This is a genomic window from Synechococcus sp. WH 8109, from assembly GCF_000161795.2.
In the GTDB taxonomy this organism is placed as follows: Bacteria; Cyanobacteriota; Cyanobacteriia; order PCC-6307; family Cyanobiaceae; genus Parasynechococcus.
In genome coordinates, this window is record NZ_CP006882.1 from 1,958,070 (window position 1) to 1,978,209 (window position 20,140).

The 20,140-nt window shown below is 60.3% G+C and carries 15 protein-coding genes; 8 read left to right on the forward strand and 7 right to left on the reverse strand.

The window, feature by feature from the left end; genetic code table 11:
- Nucleotides 1–41: 41 nt before the first annotated feature.
- Nucleotides 42–2,147: a leucine-rich repeat domain-containing protein gene (locus tag Syncc8109_RS11960; RefSeq protein WP_006850413.1), complete on the reverse strand. Its 2,106-nt coding sequence runs from the start codon at nucleotides 2,145–2,147 to the stop codon at nucleotides 42–44.
- 585 nt (nucleotides 2,148–2,732) lie between these two features.
- Nucleotides 2,733–3,935: a bifunctional glutamate N-acetyltransferase/amino-acid acetyltransferase ArgJ gene (gene argJ, locus Syncc8109_RS10565; protein WP_006849649.1), complete on the reverse strand. Its 1,203-nt coding sequence runs from the start codon at nucleotides 3,933–3,935 to the stop codon at nucleotides 2,733–2,735.
- Between the two features lie 50 nt (nucleotides 3,936–3,985).
- Here argJ and coaE point away from each other — a divergent pair, with 50 nt between their 5' ends.
- Nucleotides 3,986–4,612 carry a dephospho-CoA kinase gene (gene coaE / locus Syncc8109_RS10570; RefSeq protein WP_006851305.1) on the forward strand — a complete coding sequence of 209 codons (627 nt, stop codon included), beginning with the start codon at nucleotides 3,986–3,988 and terminating at the stop codon, nucleotides 4,610–4,612.
- On the opposite strand, the gene Syncc8109_RS10575 is transcribed toward coaE, so the two are convergent.
- Together Syncc8109_RS10575 and gatB are read right to left on the reverse strand one after the other, a co-directional pair.
- The gene (locus Syncc8109_RS10575; RefSeq protein ID WP_006851505.1) at nucleotides 4,609–5,430 is read right to left on the reverse strand and encodes a 2OG-Fe(II) oxygenase; all 822 of its coding nucleotides are present in this window, start codon (nucleotides 5,428–5,430) and stop codon (nucleotides 4,609–4,611) included. The genes coaE and Syncc8109_RS10575 overlap by 4 nt on opposite strands.
- Complete coding sequence (gatB, locus tag Syncc8109_RS10580; protein ID WP_006851852.1) at nucleotides 5,430–6,911, reverse strand: Asp-tRNA(Asn)/Glu-tRNA(Gln) amidotransferase subunit GatB; 1,482 nt, start codon at nucleotides 6,909–6,911, stop codon at nucleotides 5,430–5,432. The genes Syncc8109_RS10575 and gatB overlap by 1 nt, the downstream gene beginning before the upstream one ends.
- A gap of 91 nt (nucleotides 6,912–7,002) precedes the next feature.
- On the opposite strand from gatB, the gene thiO reads away from it, so the two are divergent.
- Entirely contained in the window at nucleotides 7,003–8,115 is a 1,113-nt protein-coding gene (thiO, locus tag Syncc8109_RS10585; protein WP_006850149.1) for a glycine oxidase ThiO, read from the forward strand.
- Nucleotides 8,116–8,119: 4 nt separating this feature from the next.
- Here thiO and ndk read toward each other — a convergent pair whose 3' ends face one another.
- Nucleotides 8,120–8,575, reverse strand: coding sequence for a nucleoside-diphosphate kinase (ndk, locus tag Syncc8109_RS10590; RefSeq protein WP_025362563.1), 456 nt, complete (start codon nucleotides 8,573–8,575; stop codon nucleotides 8,120–8,122).
- A gap of 110 nt (nucleotides 8,576–8,685) precedes the next feature.
- On the opposite strand from ndk, the gene speA reads away from it, so the two are divergent.
- A complete protein-coding gene (gene speA / locus Syncc8109_RS10595) occupies nucleotides 8,686–10,626 on the forward strand; it encodes a biosynthetic arginine decarboxylase (protein ID WP_006850820.1) in 1,941 nt (646 codons plus the stop codon).
- Here speA and alaS read toward each other — a convergent pair.
- Nucleotides 10,617–13,286, reverse strand: a complete 2,670-nt coding sequence (gene alaS, locus Syncc8109_RS10600; RefSeq protein WP_006850093.1) for an alanine--tRNA ligase — start codon at nucleotides 13,284–13,286, stop codon at nucleotides 10,617–10,619. The two genes, speA and alaS, sit on opposite strands and share 10 nt — an antisense overlap.
- A gap of 25 nt (nucleotides 13,287–13,311) precedes the next feature.
- Between alaS and Syncc8109_RS10605 the strand changes: the two genes are divergently transcribed.
- From Syncc8109_RS10605 to Syncc8109_RS10625, 5 genes are all read left to right on the forward strand, one after another.
- Nucleotides 13,312–13,728, forward strand: coding sequence for a hypothetical protein (locus Syncc8109_RS10605; RefSeq protein WP_025362564.1), 417 nt, complete (start codon nucleotides 13,312–13,314; stop codon nucleotides 13,726–13,728).
- On the forward strand, nucleotides 13,725–16,922 hold the full coding sequence (locus Syncc8109_RS10610) for a DEAD/DEAH box helicase (RefSeq protein WP_006849680.1): 3,198 nt from the start codon (nucleotides 13,725–13,727) through the stop codon (nucleotides 16,920–16,922). The genes Syncc8109_RS10605 and Syncc8109_RS10610 overlap by 4 nt, the downstream gene beginning before the upstream one ends.
- A gap of 2 nt (nucleotides 16,923–16,924) precedes the next feature.
- Entirely contained in the window at nucleotides 16,925–17,812 is an 888-nt protein-coding gene (locus tag Syncc8109_RS10615; RefSeq protein WP_006850391.1) for an SWIM zinc finger family protein, read from the forward strand.
- A gap of 14 nt (nucleotides 17,813–17,826) precedes the next feature.
- Nucleotides 17,827–18,306, forward strand: a complete 480-nt coding sequence (locus Syncc8109_RS10620) for an MEKHLA domain-containing protein (RefSeq protein WP_006851093.1) — start codon at nucleotides 17,827–17,829, stop codon at nucleotides 18,304–18,306.
- 166 nt (nucleotides 18,307–18,472) lie between these two features.
- Complete coding sequence (locus Syncc8109_RS10625) at nucleotides 18,473–18,865, forward strand: Hsp20/alpha crystallin family protein (RefSeq protein ID WP_006849794.1); 393 nt, start codon at nucleotides 18,473–18,475, stop codon at nucleotides 18,863–18,865.
- A gap of 116 nt (nucleotides 18,866–18,981) precedes the next feature.
- On the opposite strand, the gene Syncc8109_RS10630 is transcribed toward Syncc8109_RS10625, so the two are convergent.
- Complete coding sequence (locus Syncc8109_RS10630) at nucleotides 18,982–20,118, reverse strand: divalent metal cation transporter (RefSeq protein WP_045172824.1); 1,137 nt, start codon at nucleotides 20,116–20,118, stop codon at nucleotides 18,982–18,984.
- Nucleotides 20,119–20,140 lie beyond the last annotated feature (22 nt).

The following is a 20,140-nucleotide window of genomic DNA, read 5'->3' on the forward strand; positions in this document are numbered from 1 at the left end:
GCAGGATTTTGGAAATTATCTCAGGGTTGATTAAAATAATTTCACGTCATTGGATTGCCATACCATGCAATACCTTCATTTAGCCAATTTGCATCCTGATCCAAAAGGCTTTGTTCGTAAGTACTGGTTGAATAAAGATGGCTGCCAGTTCCTTTATTGAGATATCGAACAACAGCAACCGCATTGTCGATGTATTCAATTGTATTGAAAGCAGTAAAAGCCTTTCCCTCGTATTGCCAGCCTGCATCAGCTAGTGTCTGATTGTTAATAATAAGATCTCTTTCGCTCGTAAGAGCCGTGTAAAAGTGTCGATTTTCCGAAGATACATAAAAACGGAAGATATCAGCTGTTGCTACCCCAGGTTCATAGTAGACAGTACCTTCGTTCTCCCATCCACTGCCTGTCAATATGTCTATTTCATTCTGATTGGATGAAAATAAATGCTTGCCTTCAGAGGTGTTATGAAGCCTGCAAATAGAACTAGTACCTCTTTTCACAACCTCAACGCCAGATGGAAGTACAGAAAGGTCAAAAGATGGCTCAGCCGAAACACTAATAGATTGCAAGTTGTTGTTATAGTTGAACGCAGTCACTGAAACTGCAGTCACACTATCTGGGATGTCTACTTTAAGTAAATTGGAGTCCCAAAAAGCAGCAGAATCTATAGTAGTCACGCTATTTGGTATTTCCACGCTTAATAGTGGATTATAGGTAAGTGTCTGTTCTCCAATAGTGCTAATTCCATGAGGAATCTTAACATGTAAGAGATTATTATTAGAAAATGCATGACCACTCAGAGATTTCACTCCATACGGAATTTCTAAGGTATGCAAGTTATTTCTACCAAAAGCAAGTCTTCCGATTGTTGTTATGCAATTCGGAATTTCAACGCTCAACAAGCCTTTATTGTAAAAAGCCTCATCGGCAATTGAAGTATAAATTTCAGGTATTACGATATGCAGTCCTTGTTCATCAATTAACGCTTGTGCCAACTCCTTAGTTAATACATTTTCATCTATTCCAGGAGAAGAGGGTATGACTGGGAGAGTGCGATCATCAGATAAAGAAACTGAGGTGTCTTGTGAGGTTCTATACGTAACTTGAGTACCCTCTATGCCTTCCAAGAGTACCTCAAGACTAAATAATGGATTCTGGGGAACGATAAAAGTTTCTGGGCGACTAAATGCATATGTGCCCAACGCAAATACACTATCTGGAATGCTTACACTTTCAAAATTATTGCCATAAAAGGCGAATTGACCGATATATGTTACTGATTTTGGTATGCTGATTTCTTTCAGAGAATTAGTATCAAAAGCCATTCTCCCAATGCTAATAAGCCCAGTCGGCAGCTCTATACTTGCAAGACTATTTTTGTAAAAAGCATTCTGACATATATGCTTGACGCTTTTCGGCACAGACAGGCTTGTAAGCGAGTTTTCCGAAAAAGCGTATTCTCCTATGACTGTTATGCCTTCAGGGATAACAACACTTTTGATTCCTTTTCCCTTGAAAGCATTGTTATCAATAATTGTATAAGTATCAGGTATAATGACGTCTAATCCTTGCTCATTGATTAGTAATTGAGCAAGAGACTTTGTGAGAATTGTTCCTTGGTTTCTTTTTTTGATATCAACGCCGGATGGAAGCTTAGACAGTTGAAAGGCTGGCTCACTGGGGACACTAATGAATTCAAAACTATTTCCATAGAATGATGAATTTCCGATAGTAGTTACACTGTCCGGTATCTTCAGGTATGTCGAGGAATTCCCTAGAAATGCATAATCACCTATTGAGCTAACACCTTCTGGTATCAGTATCCTATTGATATTATTTTTTTCAAATGCGTTTTCACCAATAGTCGTAAGAGTATGGTTGCTGCCGAACGAAAGACTAGTGATTTTATTATCATAAAAAGCGCCTACGCCAATTGATGTGACGCCAATAGGAATTTCTACACTCGTCAAAGAATTTCTCGCAAATGCGTATGCTCCAATTGAAGCAATGCTGTCGGGGATAAATACTGTTTGCAGGCCTACATTCTGAAATGCTCCGCCTTCGATAGATGTATAATTTTCTGGTATATGTATATTCAAGCCTTGCTCAGCAATCAAGGAGTTGGCAATGGCTTTAGTTAGCGTTGTCACTATCTTTTGCAGATTTCACTCATAATAATTTCTAGTCGTGATCTCGGAAAGAATTTTTGTATTTTTTTATCTCCATGCTTAATGGCGATAGATGCAGAAGCAATAGAGATGTCGAGAAGTCTTTTCATGTGCTGAAGCCGCTTAGCGCAGCAACCACATCAACTCCATTTTGCTAAAAAGTTATGTGGATGCACAAGGAAATAAAGGGCACCTAGAAAAACGGCAGAAATTTCTGAAGTGCATTAAATACATCCTTGTACATACTATTGCCCCCATACCAACACATCCAAGCACTTAATTGGGAAGAATTATGTTAACTAGAAGTAGATAATGCCTGGCAAGTATTACTTTGCCGTACTTATTGCCAGCACAGAAGCGCTATCTCGAGAACCTTTGTATCCCAATGAACATCTCACGGGAATCATTGGTTCTCTATCTGTAAGCGTTGTTCCGCGATATTGACTGCAGTTCTTGTTGCTTTCGGTAGACTGGAGTAGGCAACAGTTACGTTGCTGAAGGGTGTTACCGGGGTGTTACCCGAAGAACTCAATCCCTAAGAAAGGCCACGGCCACAGGGTTCTTGGCTTACGTAGTGTAATCGGCGTTGATGCGCACGTACTGATCCGACAGGTCACATCCCCAGGCATGACCAGAGCCGGAACCATGCCCTAGGCCGAGGCGAATCGGAACATGCTCCTGCCGCAGAACGTTGCTGGCTGCAGCGCGATCAAAGGCCACGGGTTGACCAGCCGCCATCAATTGATGGGGACCAATCCAAAGAGCAACCGCATCCGGATCGAAGGACACACCAGAGCGACCCGCAGCCGCCACGATCCGCCCCCAGTTCGGATCCCGGCCATGGACTGCGGTCTTGACCAGGGACGAACCACAGACCGTGCGAGCCACCCTCAACGCCGCGGCCTCGTCAACCGCACCCTCCACTTGCACCTCGATCAGACAGGTCGCCCCTTCGCCATCCCGGGCAATGGCCTGGGCCAGCTGTTGCATGGCCTGGGTGAGGCCCTGTTCCAGAACGGCATGGTGTTGTTGGCCCAGCGGTGGGCCTGCCGCAAAGGCCAGCACGGTGTCGTTGGTGCTGGTGTCTCCATCAACGGTGATGGCGTTGAAGGAACGCTGCACCGCACGCAGCACCATCCCCTGCCAAACGCCGGCATCGACGCCGGCATCGCAACTGAAAAAGCCGAGCATCGTGGCCATGTCGGGATGAATCATTCCCGAGCCTTTGGCCATCCCTCCAATTCTCACTCGGCGCCCCTCCAGCTCCAGTTCAAGCGCCACCTGCTTGTCCACCAAATCGGTAGTGAGGATGGCGTTGGCTGCAGCATCGCCACCCGCGTCATCCAAGGCCTCCACCAAGGGAGCCAACCCAGCCAGAAGGGTGGGCATCGGAATCGGCACACCGATCACGCCGGTGGAGCAGATCAACACCGACTCCGCATCGACGCCGATCTGATCGGCAAGCACCTGGGTGGCGCGCTGGCTGTCGACCAAGCCGCGATCCCCGGTGCAGGCATTGGCCTGACCGGAGTTGATCAACACGGCACGGGCCTGGCCGCCTTGGCTGAAGAGGCGATCACGGCAGAGATCAACACAGGCCGCCCGCACCAAGGAGGTGGTGAAGGTGCCCGCACAAACCGCCGTCTCTGGGGCCAAAACCAGCGCCAGATCAGGTTTGCCCGAGGGCTTCAGGCCGGCCACGATGCCTGCCGCCTGGAACCCATTCGGTGCCGTCACACCACCCGGAATCGGTTGCCAAGAGGAAGCCATCACCACCGCTGATCCGCCGCGACACACTGGGTGCATCCTGCTCCGACACCATGGCGCCTGGCGAGCCGTTCTCGCAACGACGCATAGGGCTCACGGGCGGGATTGCCAGCGGCAAGAGCAGCCTGGGCCATTGGTTGGCGCAGCAAGGTCTGCCGGTGTTGGATGCGGATCAATTCGCCCGAGAGGCCCTCGCACCCGGTCGCCCGGCCACGACCAGCGTGATGCAGCGGTATGGCGCTGGAGTCCAGGCTGAAGGGGGCGCAGCCGTCGACCGAGCTGCCCTGGGTCGGATCGTGTTCCAGGACCCCGCGGAGCGGCGGTGGCTCGAGCAACTGATTCACCCGATCGTGCGGGAGCGCTTCGACCAAGCACTCAGCCTCCATGCCAAGACACCAGCCGTTGTGCTGATGATTCCGCTGTTGTTCGAAGCGGGGCTGGAGTCGCTCTGCAGCGAAATCTGGCTGGTCGACTGCGATGCATCCCAGCAGCTAGAGCGCTTGATCGCGCGGGACGGGCTGAGCCCTGACGCTGCTCAAGCCCGCATTGCCGCCCAATGGCCTCTAAGCCGGAAACGTGTCTTAGCAGATCACGTCCTTGCCAATCGAGGTCAACCCGGCGCTTGGCAAGCACAGGCCATGGGTTTACTCAACGCAACAGGAGAAGTAATGCCCGGTTAGCCGTTCCGTCCAAAGTCGGCACGGAACCACTTGGTGATCACCCATTTGTGGCCCGCCTCAACCGGCAAGGCCTCATGCAGCGTGAAGGGATTGGGGGTGCCATCGGCCTGAAGGTTGTTCCAGGCCAACGCCATGCCTGGCACCGGCGTAAACGAGCGCCCAAGGCGGCGGAACAACGTCTCTCCACCCCGCTCAACAGCGTTGAGGTAAACCATCACCGTCCAGGTGCGTTGCCCGCCGCTGTCGGTGTGGGTGGCGTATTCCTCCGTCCCCGGCGAAAACCAGTCCGTGTGTTCCTTGAAGTATTCGCCGGGGTCGTAGCGCTGCCCCTGAATCGGTTCCGAGAGACGCGGATCCACGCCGAACAAGACCGCAAAGCGCTGATCGAGGCTTGCCGCCAGCTTGGGATGGTTCTGACGCAAATGGCAGGTGCGGCTGGTGCGGTAATCGCTGCTGCCGCGGGTCACTGTTGACGGCTGCAATGACCCGTTGATGGCGTCGATCACCTGCTCGCATTCCTCGTGGCTGAGCAGCCCTGGCAGCTCATAGACCTGGGCCAATGAAGTATCCAACCTCCAGGCGCGAGGACGGTGCTCTTGCCGGGTGAGGGGGGCCTCGAACCAGGCGAGCCAATCGGGCGATGGTGAATCCATGGCTGTGAGCCCAAGGGACGATGAATCGAGAACTGCCGTAATCGCCTCTCGCGCAAACCCCTGGTCGAGGGCCCGCTGCATCAACCCTTCAGGATTACAGCCGCGATCCCGGTTCTGCAGCAGCCATTCCTTCCAGGCATCGGGAATGGCTGCCGCTCCGCTCATCAACCCTTGAGCTTCTTGCTGAGAATCTGGTTGGCGAGCTTGGGATCCGCCTTACCACCGGTCTTCTTCATCAACTGTCCAACGAAGAAGCCCTGCAGCTTGGTCTTGCCGCCGCGGAAGGCCTCCACCTCATCGGGGTGGCCCCCCAACAACTCATCAACGATGGCTTCGATCGCCGCCGGATCGCTGATCATGCCGAGGCCACGCTCGTCGACGATTGCCTTGGGTGAACCGCCTTCCTCGAGCAGCTCCGGAAGGATCTCCTTAGCGATCTTGCCACTGATCTTGCCGCCACCAATTAGTTGCACCATTTCGGCCAACTGCTCAGGCCGGAAGGGCAGTTCGGCATAGCTGAGCCGATTGCTGTTCACATGGGCGGCGATATCGCCGGTGATCCAGTTCGCCGCAAGCTTGGCGTCAGCGCCAGCACCCACTACGGCCTCGAAATAGTCGGCCATCGGCCGCTCATCGGTGAGAACCCGTGCGTCGTACTGGGAGAGACCCAGCTCATCGGCGTACCGATGCCGCTTGACCGCCGGCAGCTCAGGCAATTCAGCGCGCCAGGACTCCCGCTGATCCGCGCTCACCTCGATCGGGCCGAGGTCGGGATCCGGGAAGTAGCGGTAATCACTGGCACCTTCCTTGCTGCGCATGCTCTTGGTGAGCTGCTTGCCCTCATCCCACAACCGGGTTTCCTGCACGATCGGCTCACCGGTCTCATACGCCTTGATCTGGCGTTTGATCTCGTACTCACAGGCCTTCTGAATGGCCGAAAACGAGTTCATGTTCTTGATCTCCACCTTGGTGCCGAAGGGCGCATCCGGCCCACGGCGCACGGAGATGTTGACGTCGCAACGCAGGGATCCCTCCTGCATGTTGCCGTCACTCACCCCCAGATACCGCATGATCCGGCGGATCTCCGAGGCGTATTCGGCCGCTTCACGGCCGGTGCGCAGGTCCGGCTTGCTGACGATTTCCGCCAAGGCCACACCAGCCCGGTTGTAGTCCACGAGCGAATGGGTGGAACCCGCCAGGCGGTCGCTACCGGCATGCACCAACTTGCCGGCGTCCTCTTCCATGTGCAGACGCTCGATGCCAATGGTCTTTAGATAAGTGTCCTTGCCTTTTTCCGCGACCTCCACCTCGATCCAGCCCTCTTCAGCGATCGGCTGGTCGTACTGGGAGATCTGATAGTTCTTCGGGAGATCGGGATAGAAGTACTGCTTGCGGTCGAACTTGCTGTGTTCAGCAATGTTGAGGTTCAGCGCCATCGCGGCCTTCACGGCGTACTCGAGCACCTTCTGGTTCAGCACCGGCAGGGTGCCGGGCAGACCGCAAACCACCGGGTCGATATGGGTGTTGGGGTCATCACCAAAGGTGGTGGACGCTGCTGTGAAAATTTTGCTGTCCGTTCCCAGCTGCACGTGGGTCTCGAGACCAATCACGGCCTCCCAGGCCGGTTGGGTTGCTGCGTCGGCCATGCGCCCGTGATGTGAAGCAGATTCCGGGATCCTATGGAATCAGGATGAAGCCCTCTCCTGACAGCATGACTAGCAAGGGCCTTTCTTGCGCATGACTGCCGCCTCTGCCTCAGCCGTCTGTGTTTTGGGCGGGGGACTGATGGGCTTAGCCGTTGCTCATCAGCTTGCCCGTCGCGAGCAGAGCGTGACCGTGATCAGCCGCCGCCGCAGCGAAGCGGCAGGCTTTGTGGCTGCAGGGATGCTGGCGCCCCATGCCGAAGGCTTGAGCGGCAACCTGTTGGAACTGGGTCAAGCGAGCCTCGCGCTGATCCCCCGCTGGGTGGCGCAGATCGAAGCTGACAGCGGCCTGAGCTGCGGTTTGCGCACAAGCGGCATCGTGGTGCCGTTCCGAACAGCGACCGAGCGTGACGCTTACCCCACCGCCAACCTTGGGCAAACCTTGGACCGCACCGGCCTTGAGCGGGAAATCCCAGGCTTGGGGCCGGAGTGGAGCACCGGGCTGCTGTTCGAGCAGGACGGCCAGATCGACAACCGCAGGCAGTTGATGCGGGCTCTGGAGCGGGCCTGCGTGTCCCTGGGCGTGCAGTTCATGGAAGGGGCCGAAGTGCTTGATCTGGAGCGGGATACCGCCGGACAGCTCTGCGGAATCCATCTGCGCAGCGCCGAAGGGGAACAGCAGCAACTGCGCTGCCAGCAAGCGGTGCTCTGCAGTGGCGCCTGGAGCCAACAACTGGTGCAGCAACTGCCCGTGTTCCCGGTGAAAGGACAAATGCTGTCTCTGCAGGGTCCGCGGGAGGCACTCAAGCGGGTGATCTTCGGCCCTGGCATCTATCTGGTTCCACGCGAAGACGGATTGATCGTGGTGGGCGCCACCAGCGAACGGGACGCCGGATTTGCCGAAGGGCTCACGCCCGATGGCCAGAAACAACTGCAAGCAGGCATCGCCAGCCTGCTGCCGACAGCGGCCACATGGCCCCCGATGGAGCGTTGGTGGGGGTTCCGGCCCTGCACACCCGATGAAGGCCCCTTGCTCGGACCTGGTCCGCTACCTGGCCTGTGGCTGGCCTGTGGACATCACCGCAATGGCGTTCTACTTGCCGCCATCACGGCTGAGCTCACGGCGAGCGGCGTCATGAAAAAAGCCCCCAACGCCGCCGAAGGGGCGTTGTTGGGGGCATTCCGCTGGAACCGGTTCGGAAACTGAGCGATCAGCCTTCGACGCGCCACTCCTGATCAGAAGGAGACCAGTCGTTCAGCTCAGAGGCTTCAAACCAGAGGCCGATCTCGAAGGCAGCGGTTTCCGCAGCATCGGAACCATGGATGACGTTGCGGCCGATGTTGACGGCCAGATCGCCACGAATGGTGCCGGGCTCGGCCTCTAGGGGCTTGGTGGCACCGATCAGCTTGCGGGCACTGGCGATCACGCCATCGCCTTCCCAGACCATGGCCACCACAGGGCCGGAAGTGATGAAGTCGACCAGACCAGCAAAGAAGGGACGCTCCTTGTGGACGCCGTAGTGCTGCTCGGCCAGGGCGCGGCTGGGGGTGATCTGCTTCAGACCCACCAGCTTGAAGCCCTTGCGCTCAAAGCGGCCGAGGATCTCGCCCACCAGGCCGCGCTGGACGCCGTCGGGCTTGATGGCGATGAACGTGCGTTCGGCCATGGATTGGTGTGAATAAAAAGCGCAGCCATCGTCAGTGCTGGCCACCCCGCTTGGCAAGCAAAGGCCTTGGGCAGCGCAAGGAATGTCCCTAGATTCCAGCCATTCACTTCATGCAGACGCAGGTGCCAGACAGCGAACACTGGTCGATTCAAGACAGTGCTGCGCTATACGGCCTTGAGCGCTGGGGCGACCCGTACTTTTCCATCAATGGACGCGGGCACATCAGCGTTCAACCCCAGGGAGATCGTGGCGGCAGCCTGGATCTGGTGGAGCTGGTGTCGGAACTGAAAAGCCGCAACCTGGCACTGCCGTTGCTGATTCGCTTCGACGACATCCTCGAAGACCGCTTGGAACAGCTCCACGCCGCCTTTGAGCGCGCCATCGCGCAGTACAGCTACCCCGGCCGGTATCAAGGTGTTTTTCCGGTGAAGTGCAACCAACAACGCCACGTGGTGGAGGAGTTGGTGAGCTGCGGCAAACGCTGGAACTTTGGACTGGAAGCAGGCAGCAAGGCGGAACTGCTAATCGCTCTCTCGCTGCTAGACGACCCCGAGGCGTTGTTGATCTGCAACGGTTACAAGGACCGGCTCTACATCGAGACGGCAATCCTGGCGCGACGCCTAGGACGCCAACCAGTTGTGGTGATTGAACAGCCGGACGAAGTTGACCGAATCATTGATGCGAGCAAGAGCCTGGGAGCGGCGCCCTACATCGGCATAAGAGCCAAGCTCTCCAGCCGCAGCACGGGACGTTGGGGCAGTTCCGTTGGCGACAAAGCCAAATTCGGCCTCTCCATTCCCGAGTTGCTGGCAACGGTGGAACGACTGCGGGAGAACAACCTGCTCCCCGATCTGCGCCTGCTGCACTTCCACATCGGCAGCCAGATCAACGACATCGCCGTTCTCAAAGACGCACTCCAGGAGGCGGGGCAGATCTATGTGGAGCTCACCCGACTTGGGGCTCCGATGGGGTTCCTGGATGTAGGTGGTGGACTTGGCATCGACTACGACGGCAGCCGCACCGCCTCGGCGGCCTCCACGAACTACTCGCTGCAGAACTACGCCAACGACGTTGTGGCCACGGTGCGCGAATGCTGCGAACCCAATGATGTTGCTGTGCCCACGCTGGTGAGCGAAAGCGGCCGCGCCATTGCCAGCCATTTCTCCCTTCTGGTGTTCGACGTGCTGGGAAGTAGCGCACTGCCCGCATCGATCCCCGACGCCAGCGGAGATGAACCACTCACCGTTCGCAACCTCAGGGACACCCTCAACACCATTCAAGAGTTATCAGCAACGGCGGATGCGCAGTTGGTGCGTCTGCAGGAAGCCTGGAACGATGCCTTGAAGTTCAAACAGGATGCGCTCGCCGCATTCCGGCTCGGGTATATGGGGCTGCCTGACCGCGCCACCGCTGAACAACTGACGTGGGCCTGTGCCGATGCGATTGCGCAGCGACTGCCCAAGGACCAAGCCATCCCGGAAGAGCTTGCAGCCCTCAACAAGGCTCTAGCGGGAACGTATTACGCCAACCTGTCGATCTTCCGCTCAGCACCCGACACCTGGGCCATCGACCAGCTGTTTCCAGTGGTGCCCATCCAGCAGCTGGATCAACGGCCGACCCGACTGGCCAACCTCGCCGATCTCACCTGTGATTCCGATGGTCGTCTGGATCGCTTCATCGGAGAAGGACAACCGAAACAGCTGCTGGAGCTGCACGAACTCGACGACGACAACCCCTATCTGATCGGCCTGTTCCTCAGCGGGGCCTACCAAGAGGTGATGGGCAATCTGCATAACCTGTTCGGCACAACCAACGCCGTGCACATTCGCCTCAGCCCCGGCGGTAGCTATCGCATTGACCACGTCGTACGTGGTGACACCAATGCCGATGTGCTGGAGGCCATGGAGCACGACCCCCTTGCCTTGCTAGAGCGGTTGCGGGTGGCGGCGGAAGTGGCCATCAACAACGGCCAGCTCCGCATCGACGAGTCACGCCGGCTGCTGGATCACATCGAAAGCAGCCTGCGACAGACCACGTACCTTCAGGACTGAGCCAACGCTGCCGCCAGCTCGGAGCGAGCGAACTCAAGAGCAGCAGGGAGGGCAGCACCATCGCGTCCCCCTGCCTGGGCCAGGTTGGGGCGCCCACCGCCGCCACCGCCGCACTGTTTGGCAATGCCGCCGATGAACTTGCCGGCCTGAAGCTTGGCGGCGATCACCTGCTTGCCGAAGGCCGCCACCAGGATCACCTTGCCCATTTCGCCAGGATCCGGCAGACCGCCGATCACCACGGCCGCACCATCCCCCAGCTGATCCGCCAGGCTCTGGGCTGCGCCCTGCAAACCGGCGCCATCCACGCCGTCGAGGCGTTCCACCAGCAATTGGAAGTCGCCCAAAGCCTCGGCCTTAGCGGCCAGAGCGCCTGCTTTCGCCACCGCAAGTTCCGCCTGAGCTGCGGCCAGCGCCCTGCCGGTGGCCTTGAGCTCTTCCTGAAGGGCCGCCACACGATCCACGATCTCGGCCGGCTGGGCCTTGAAGCGATCCCCCAGCTGCTTCACCACTGAATCGCGCTCGTTCAGATACGCGAGCACAGCGGGACCAGCGACGGCTTCAATCCGGCGGATACCGGCGGCGACACCACTTTCCGCCACGATCTTGAACAGGCCGATCTCAGCGGTGTTGGCCACGTGGGTGCCACCGCAGAGCTCCATCGACACACCGGGCACGTCGACCACCCGCACCAGATCGGCGTATTTCTCGCCGAACATCGCCACGGCACCGGCCGCCTTGGCCTGATCGATCGCCATCTCCTGCACCTGCAGCGCATGAGCCTCGTTGATCCAACCGTTGATCAGGGTTTCAACCTGCTGCAACTGATCCGCCGTCACCGCCGTGGGGCAGTGGAAGTCGAAGCGCAGGCGATCGAAATCCACCAGTGATCCGGCCTGGCCGATGCCTGGATCCACCACCTGCTTGAGCGCTGCCTGCAGAAGGTGGGTGGCCGTGTGATTTGCCTGGGCCCGACGCCGGCAGGCACGGTCCACCTGAGCCTTCACGGTGTCGCCCAAGGCGAGCTCACCGCGTTCCACCCGCCCGGCATGGACGAAGACATCACGGCTGCGGCTCACCGACTCAATCCGAACAATCAGATCGCTGCCCGAAAGCACGCCGCGATCGCCCACCTGACCGCCGCCTTCTCCATAAAAAGGCGTGGTGTCGAGCACCACCTGAACCGCATCGCCCGCCTTGGCGGTGCTGGCTGGTTCACCGTTCACCACCAACGCCTGCACGCAGGAGTCGTGATCAAGAGCTTCATATCCGTCGAAACAGGTGGCCGCCTGATCCGCCACCACCTGGTCGATCGCATCCTGCAGGGTGAGATCGATGCTCACCGCGGCCGCCTTGGCCCGCTGGCGCTGTTCCTCCATCGCCGCCTCGAACCCATCGAGGTCAACGGCCAGGCCCTGCTCCTCCGCGATTTCCTGGGTGAGCTCAAGCGGGAAGCCATAGGTGTCGTACAGCTCAAAGGCCTGGGCACCGCTGATCTGGGTGGGCTTGGAGGCCAGCACCTCCGCCAGCAACTTTTCACCGCGCTCAAGGGTCTCGAGGAAGCGGGCTTCCTCCCGCTGGAGCTCGGCCAGGATCACCTCCTGCCGCTCAATCACGCTGGGGTGGGCCCCCTTCAGCAGGGCAATCGCCGCCTCGCCCATGGTGACGAGGAAGGGTTTGTCGATGCCCAACAGGCGGCCATGGCGAACCACCCGGCGCAGCAGGCGCCGCAGGATGTAACCGCGGCCCAGGTTGCTGGCGGTGACGCCATCGCAGATCAGCTGCGTCACCGCGCGGCTGTGGTCGCCGATCACCTTCAACGACGTCTTGCCCTTGTCGTTGAGGTGGTGGTAATCGACCCCCGCCAGATCCGCGGCCGCTTGAATCAGCGGAAAGATCAGATCGGTTTCGTAGTTGTTGGGAACCTTCTGCAGGATCTGGGCCATCCGTTCAAGGCCCATGCCGGTGTCGATGTTGCGGTTGGCCAGCGGCGTGAGGATGCCCTCCGCGTCGCGGTTGTACTGCATGAACACCAAGTTGTAGAACTCGATGAAACGGTCGTCGTCCTCGAGATCAATGCCCTCATTCCCGAGCTCGGGTTTGAAGTCGTAATAGATCTCCGAGCAAGGGCCACAGGGGCCTGTGGGGCCGGAGGCCCAGAAGTTGTCGGCCTCATCCATGCGGATGATCCGCTTGGGGTTCACCCCCACCACATCGCGCCAGATCTGCTCGGCTTCATCGTCTTCACGGAAGACGCTCACTACCAGGTTCTTGGGGTCGATGCCATAAACGCCGGTGCTGAGCTCCCAGGCCCACTCAATCGCCTGCTGCTTGAAGTAATCCCCAAAGGAGAAGTTGCCGAGCATCTCGAAAAAGGTGTGATGCCGGGCCGTGCGCCCCACGTTCTCGATGTCGTTGGTGCGGATGCACTTCTGCGAACTGGTGGCCCGGGGCGCGGGTCGCTCCTGCTGGCCCAAAAAAACCGGCTTGAACGGCAGCATTCCCGCAATGGTGAGCAGCACCGTTGGGTCTTCGGGAATCAATGAGGCGCTGGCCATCCGCTTGTGGCCGCGCTCGGCATAGAAGTTGAGAAAGGCCTCACGGATCTCCTCCCCACTGCGCGGTGCAGACGCTGCAGAAGACGACGATGCGGCGGCAACCATGACAGGAAAGGGGGATCCTGCCGTCATGATCGCCTTTGAACCGCCGGCGCCCGTGGCCGTTCCACCCAGTGATCCCGAGATTCGCCAGCGACTGCGGCTGCAGTCGATCGGTTGGGCGCTGGCTGCCGGGATAAGCGCAGGGCTGCTGAGCTTGCCCTGTGGTCTGGAAGCTGCGGTGCGTTCCGGCGGTTGTGGCCTCTTTTACGGCCTGCTGGCCTTCCACCTGCAACGGGTGGACCCTGATGACGGGCATTTGCAGGCGGGTCTGGTGGGGGCGGTCTGCGGGTTGCGCAGCCTCGGTATGCCCCTACCCCTTGACAACTGGCAGGTCGATGGCCTGACATCATTACTACTGGAGCTACTTCAGGCCTGGCTGCCGTTGATCGGTAGTGCTCTCCTGCTCCACGGCACCCTCCGCTTCCTGCCCGCGTCGCGGCCATGAGCCTGCTGCACGCCACCTGGCTTCCCGCCATCCGCACCTCCAGCAGTTCCGGTCAACCGGCACTGCTCGTTTGGGCTGACACCTGGCGGGTGGCCACACCGGAAGGCCCCGGCCTCACCCCCGCGCTGCACCCATTCACCCTCAGCCATGACGACCTCAGGGCCTGGCTGAGCGAACGCGACCTTTTGCCGGGCGGCAGCATTGATGCCACAGCCTGTCTCACTCTGCCGAGCCGCACGGTGAAGCCGCGCAAAAGCCGGAGCAAAAAAGAGGAGCCAACGCCGGAACCATCGGGCTGGACCGGGCTACCGATGCAGGCCGGCGAACCGATCCCCAAGCAAACCGAATGGTGGCCCTGGCAGGTGCAGGGGCTCGCGGTGGAACCATCGGCTGCCACGGAGTGGCTGTCCAGATTGCCCCTCTCGGGCACCAATCCAGACCTGGCTGACGAACTGCGCTGGTGGAGCCATCTGCAGCGCTGGGCCCTGAGCCTGGTGGCCCGGGGCCGCTGGATTCCCCAGATGGAGCTCAGCAAAGGGGAGGGCTATCCCCATCGAGCCCGTTGGGTGCCGCTGCTCAACCGGGAAGAAGACCGGCGACGACTGGAGGATCTGGCAGCCAGCCTGCCGCTGGTGGCCACCTGTGCCTTGCCCTGGCGGGAACCCCTGGGGCGCCGCAGCAACCGCACCACCCGGTTGCGACCGGAGGCCATGCGGGCCGCCAACCCGGTGGCCAGCTGCCGGCCCCGCAGCGGACGCCTGCGGGTGGCGACGCTGCTGGAAGACCTGGTGGACGCGCAGCTGCGCAAGGACTTTGAACCATCCACGGATGGACTCGATCCCCTGCTGACCCTCTGGCAGGAGGCCCTGGGGTCGGAGACCGGAGTGATCGAGATCGGCGATGAAGAAGCCGAACGCCTGGCCACCGCCAGCCATCACTGGAGGGAGGGCATCGCCGGCGGATTTGCCGCGGCCCGCACCTGCCTTGAACTGCACACCCCAACGGATGGGGAGGATCTCTGGGAGCTGCGCTTCGGCTTGCAGGCGGAAGCCGACCCCAGCCTGAAACTCCCGGCCGCCGCAGCCTGGGCCTCCGGCGCCGAGATGCTGCAACTGGGGGAGATCCAAGTGGATCAACCGGGCGAAGTGCTGCTGGAGGGCCTGGGACGGGCCCTGACGGTGTTCCCACCGATCGAACGGGGGCTGGAGAGCGCGACGCCGGACACGATGCAGCTGACCCCGGCCGAAGCCTTCGTGCTGGTGCGCACGGCTGCCCGTCAGCTGCGGGATGCCGGCGTTGGGGTGGAGCTGCCGCCCAGCCTCTCCGGCGGCCTGGCCAGCCGGCTGGGCCTGGCTATCAAGGCCGAACTTCCAGAACGCTCTCGCGGCTTCACCCTGGGCGAATGTCTTGACTGGGAGTGGGATCTGATGATCGGCGGGGTGACGCTCACCCTGCGGGAACTGGAGCGCCTGAGCGGCAAGCGCAGCCCCCTGGTGAGACACAAGGGGGCCTGGATCGAACTGCGGCCGAACGACCTCAAGAACGCCGAACGCTTCTGTGGAGCGAAACCGGAACTGAGCCTCGACGACGCGCTGCGGCTGACGGGAACGGAAGGGGAACTGCTGATGCGGATGCCGGTGCACCGCTTCGAGGCCGGCCCGCGGCTGCAATCGGTGCTGGAGCAATACCACCAGCAGAAGGCCCCCGACCCCCTGCCGGCTCCCGAGGGATTTAGCGGTCAGCTGCGGCCCTATCAGGAGCGTGGCCTCGGCTGGCTCGCCTTCCTGCACCGCTTCGACCAGGGGGCCTGCCTGGCTGACGACATGGGCCTGGGCAAAACTATCCAGCTGCTGGCGTTTCTGCAGCACCTCAAAGCGGAGCAGGAACTGAAGCGCCCTGTGCTGCTGGTGGCTCCCACCTCGGTGCTCACCAACTGGCGACGGGAGGCGGAATCGTTCACCCCGGAGTTGAAGGTCACCGAGCATTACGGCCCCCGCCGCCCCTCCACACCCGCCGAACTCAAAAAAACGTTGAAGGAGGTGGATCTGGTTCTCACCAGCTACGGACTGCTGCAGCGGGACAGCGAACTGCTGGAAACCCAGGACTGGCAGGGGGTGGTGATTGACGAAGCCCAGGCGATCAAGAATCCCGGCGCCAAACAGAGCCAGGCCGCCAGGGATTTGGCCCGCGCCGGCCGCAGCAAGAGCAACCGCTTCCGCATCGCCCTCACCGGCACCCCCGTGGAGAACCGGGTGAGCGAACTGTGGGCCTTGATGGACTTCCTCAACCCCAAGGTGCTGGGGGAAGAGGACTTCTTCCGCCAGCGCTACCGGATGCCAATCGAACGGTATGGCGACATGTCGTCCCTGCGGGACCTCAAAGGCCGCGTGGGTCCGTTCATCCTGCGCCGGCTGAAAACCGACAAAACGATCATTTCCGACCTGCCGGAGAAGGTAGAGCTGAGCGAATGGGTGGGGTTGAGCAAAGAGCAGAAATCCCTGTACAGCAAGACCGTGGAAGACACCCTCGATGCCATTGCGCGGGCACCGCGCGGGCAGCGCCACGGGCAGGTGCTGGCCCTGCTCACCCGGCTGAAACAGATCTGCAACCATCCCGCCCTGGCCATGAGCGAAGGGGCCGTGGACGATGGCTTCCTAGGCCGTTCGGCCAAGCTGCAGCGGCTTGAGGAAATCCTCGATGAGGTGATCGAAGCGGGGGATCGGGCCCTGCTGTTCACCCAGTTCGCCGAATGGGGGCATCTGCTGCAGGCCTGGATGCAGCAGCGCTGGAAATCAGAGGTGCCCTTCCTGCACGGCGGCACCCGCAAGAGCGAGCGCCAGGCGATGGTGGATCGCTTCCAGGAGGATCCCCGAGGTCCGCAGTTGTTCCTGCTCTCGTTGAAAGCTGGTGGTGTGGGCCTCAACCTCACCCGGGCCAGCCACGTGTTCCACATCGACCGCTGGTGGAACCCGGCTGTGGAGAACCAGGCCACCGACCGGGCCTATCGGATCGGCCAGACCAACCGGGTGATGGTGCACAAATTCATCACCAGCGGCTCGGTGGAGGAAAAAATCGATCGCATGATCCGCGAGAAATCACGCCTGGCTGAGGATGTGATCGGCTCCGGCGAGGATTGGCTGGGAAGCCTCGGTGGCGATCAATTGCGCGATCTCGTCGCCTTGGAGGACACCTGACCATGACCCTCAGCAACGGCAACAGCAACGGCATCACCGCCATCGGTGACGACGGCCTGGGCCAACAGCCCTGGTGGGTGGAGCAGTGGATGGAGCTGATCAACGGCTACCGCTTCAAGAAACGATTGGAACGGGCCTGGGGCTACGCCCGAGAAGGCCATGTGACCTCGATCCGCTTCGAAGGCCGCCGCGTGCATGCCCGCGTCCAGGGCACCGACGAAGCGCCCTACAAGGTGAAGCTCTGGCTGGACGTGCTCAACGATGAGGACTGGGACTATGTGCTGGAAGCGCTGACCCAGAAAGCCCGCTGGTCGGCCCAGCTGCTGGCGGGGATCATGCCCTCCGACATCGAACGGGCCTTCGCCGCCAGCGGCAAACGCCTGTTCCCGTTCAAATTGCAGGAGGTGCGCAGCGAGTGCAGCTGCCCGGACAAAGCCAACCCCTGCAAACACATCAGCGCGGTGTATTTCCTGATGGGGGATCGCTTCAGCGAAGACCCCTTCGTGCTGTTCCAACTGCGGGGCCGCAACCGGGCTCGGCTGCTGGAAGATCTGGCGGAACACCGCCGCAAGGCCCTGGCGGAGCGGGCGGCGGCAGCCAAGGAGGAGAGCAAAGCCAGCACAGCTGAAGAGGCAACACCGCTGCCGCCCCATGCGGCGGTGCAGGACCCGGCCCTGTGGTGGCGCTACAACCGCAGCCTCGATGGCGACCTGGTGGTGATCACTCCAGCGATGGAGGGCGACACGGGCCTCGATGCCGCCGGTGAGCTTCCGCTGGCGGAAGACCCACGCTTCGCCGATGCGCGCAGCACCTTCCTGAACAACCTCAAGGCCCATGGTCAGGCCAGTGCCCAGAAGGCGATGCTGCAGGCCATGGCAGCCGGCAGCTGACGCCGAGCGGAGCCATGGCCCATGAAGCCGCCTGGCTCACCGCCGAAAAACAAGGTCTCGCCGCGGTGCTGCTTCAATCGCATAAACAGGCCTTCAGCAGGCCGCTGATCGCTTCCGCCCAACCGGGCCAGCCAAAGCAGCTGCTTTGCCAGAACCTGTTCGCCTGCGGCTTTCCAGTGCTGGCCCACGGCACGGAGCAGGATCCCAAGCTCAGTTACGCCAACGCTGCGGCCCTGCAGCTGTGGGAAACACGCTGGAATGAACTGATCGGCATGCACTCACGGCTGACTGCACCAAACAGCGAACGGGGGCAACGCAGCAAAGCCTTGGGGCAGGCCAAACGCCTCGAAGCCGTTCAGAACTATCGCGGCATTCGCATCAGCCGCAAAGGGCGGCGATTCATGATCAACAAGGCCCGGATCTGGACCCTTCGGAATGCAGAAGAGCGGGTCTGCGGCCAGGCGGCCTGCTTCAGCGACTGGTGGTGGCTTTAAGGAGATTCGGTTTCAACGCCATCCCTGTGGTGCCAGCCGAACCTGGTGGTAGAGACCGAATCAAAACGGACGGTTCTCACGCTTCTGGTTCTCATCCAAGCGGCCCAGATTGTGATGGCGGGCGATCAACCCAGTCCGCAGATGTTCATTCTTCGGAGCCACCATCATGCTGACCCTTCGCCAATCCCCCTTCGATCTGTTCGAGCGTCTCGAGCAGCAACTGGCCACCGCTGAGCGCGTTCCCAACGCCGAAATCCGCGAAACCGAAACCAGTTACACCGTGCAGCTGGAACTGCCCGGGGTGGACCGGGATTCGATCGACGTCAAGGCCACCGATCGCAACCTGGTGATCAGCGCCGAACGCCCAGCCACAGGCAGCGACGACAGCAACGCACCGCTGCTGAGCGAATTCCGCAGCGGCACCTGGAGCCGCAGCTTCCGTTTCCCCCAGAGCCTCGATCGCGACCAGCTGAAGGCCAGCTATCGGGACGGCATTCTTGAAATCAACGCCGGCAAAGCGGTGGAACACACCAGCGTTTCGGTGAAGGTGGAGAGCTGATCAGGACCCGAGCACTCAAGAGGCTTGGGCTGGACAAGCCCAACACACGAAGACGAGAAGAACGGAAGCCCAACCCTTGCCCATGGCAGGGGTTTTTTGTTGAAGCCAGGGCGGAATCAGCCGCCGAGGCCAAGGAAGAAGCGACCGATGAACAGCAGGCTGAAGCCACTGAAAAACACTAGGCCAAACCAGCAGAAGGCCTGGGTGAACCGACCATAACGGTGATCCACAGGAACCAAGGGGCTGTTGATCGTGTCCATCGCCATCCAGGCGAACAGAGGAGCGGTGAGGAAACTGCCGGTCATCGCCCCAAAGACGAAATCCTTCACGCCGATCCCGCCGCTCTTGGCCACCACCAGCGCGAGCACAGCGGCCAGGAAATGCACGATCACCCAGATGTCGAAGCGACGCTGCATGGGCCCAGGTGCTGAATCCCCACTGTCGTGATGACGCAGCAAGCCCTGGATCGCCGCAATGCTGCGGGGATAGGCATCCAGGCAGGTGAGGGTGGTGCTGAACATGGCCGTTACGACGGTGACGCCATAGCCGAGGTTGAAATCGAACTCGGCCTCCTTCGGCGTTGCGGTGTGCTCGGTGTCGCGCGCACGGGAGAACATCCACAACGATGGCCAGACGCACATCTCCACTGGTCCGGGCATCCAGCCCATCAGGGGAATCAAGAAGGCCAGGTTGGCCAGGGTCCAGGGGCTGGGATCAGTGCTGACCCAACTGGCCGCCACATCGCCGACGGGGCCGCGGATCAGCAGTGATGCAGCCGCAACCCCCGTGAGCAGGGTGAGCAGCACCACCAAGAGCTTGGAGAGACGGTCGAGCGCCCGGTAATGCCCCAGCAGCAGCACCAGGCCACTCACCGCCAGCACGGCGATGGATAGTCCGTAGGGGTCCAGCCCCGCCAGCAGAGGAATATTGGTGAGCAGCAGCCCCGCCACAAAACTCACCGCCGCGATGGTGAAGGTGCCGGTGACCAGACTCACCACCAGGTACAGCGGCAGGTAGAGGGGATTGCGTTTCTGGAAACCCTCCAGCAGCGACAACCCGGTGGCCGCTGTGAAGCGGGTGCCCACGCGCAGGAACGGGTACTTGATCAGATTGGTGAGCAGGATCAGGCCCACCAGCGCAAAGCCGAATCGGGCGCCCGCCGTGGTGGACGACATCAAGTGGGATCCACCGATGCAGGCACCGGCCAAGAGGATCCCGGGTCCAATGCTGCGTCGCAGCGTCGATGACGCCATCACAAGGTTGCGGTTGAAACCA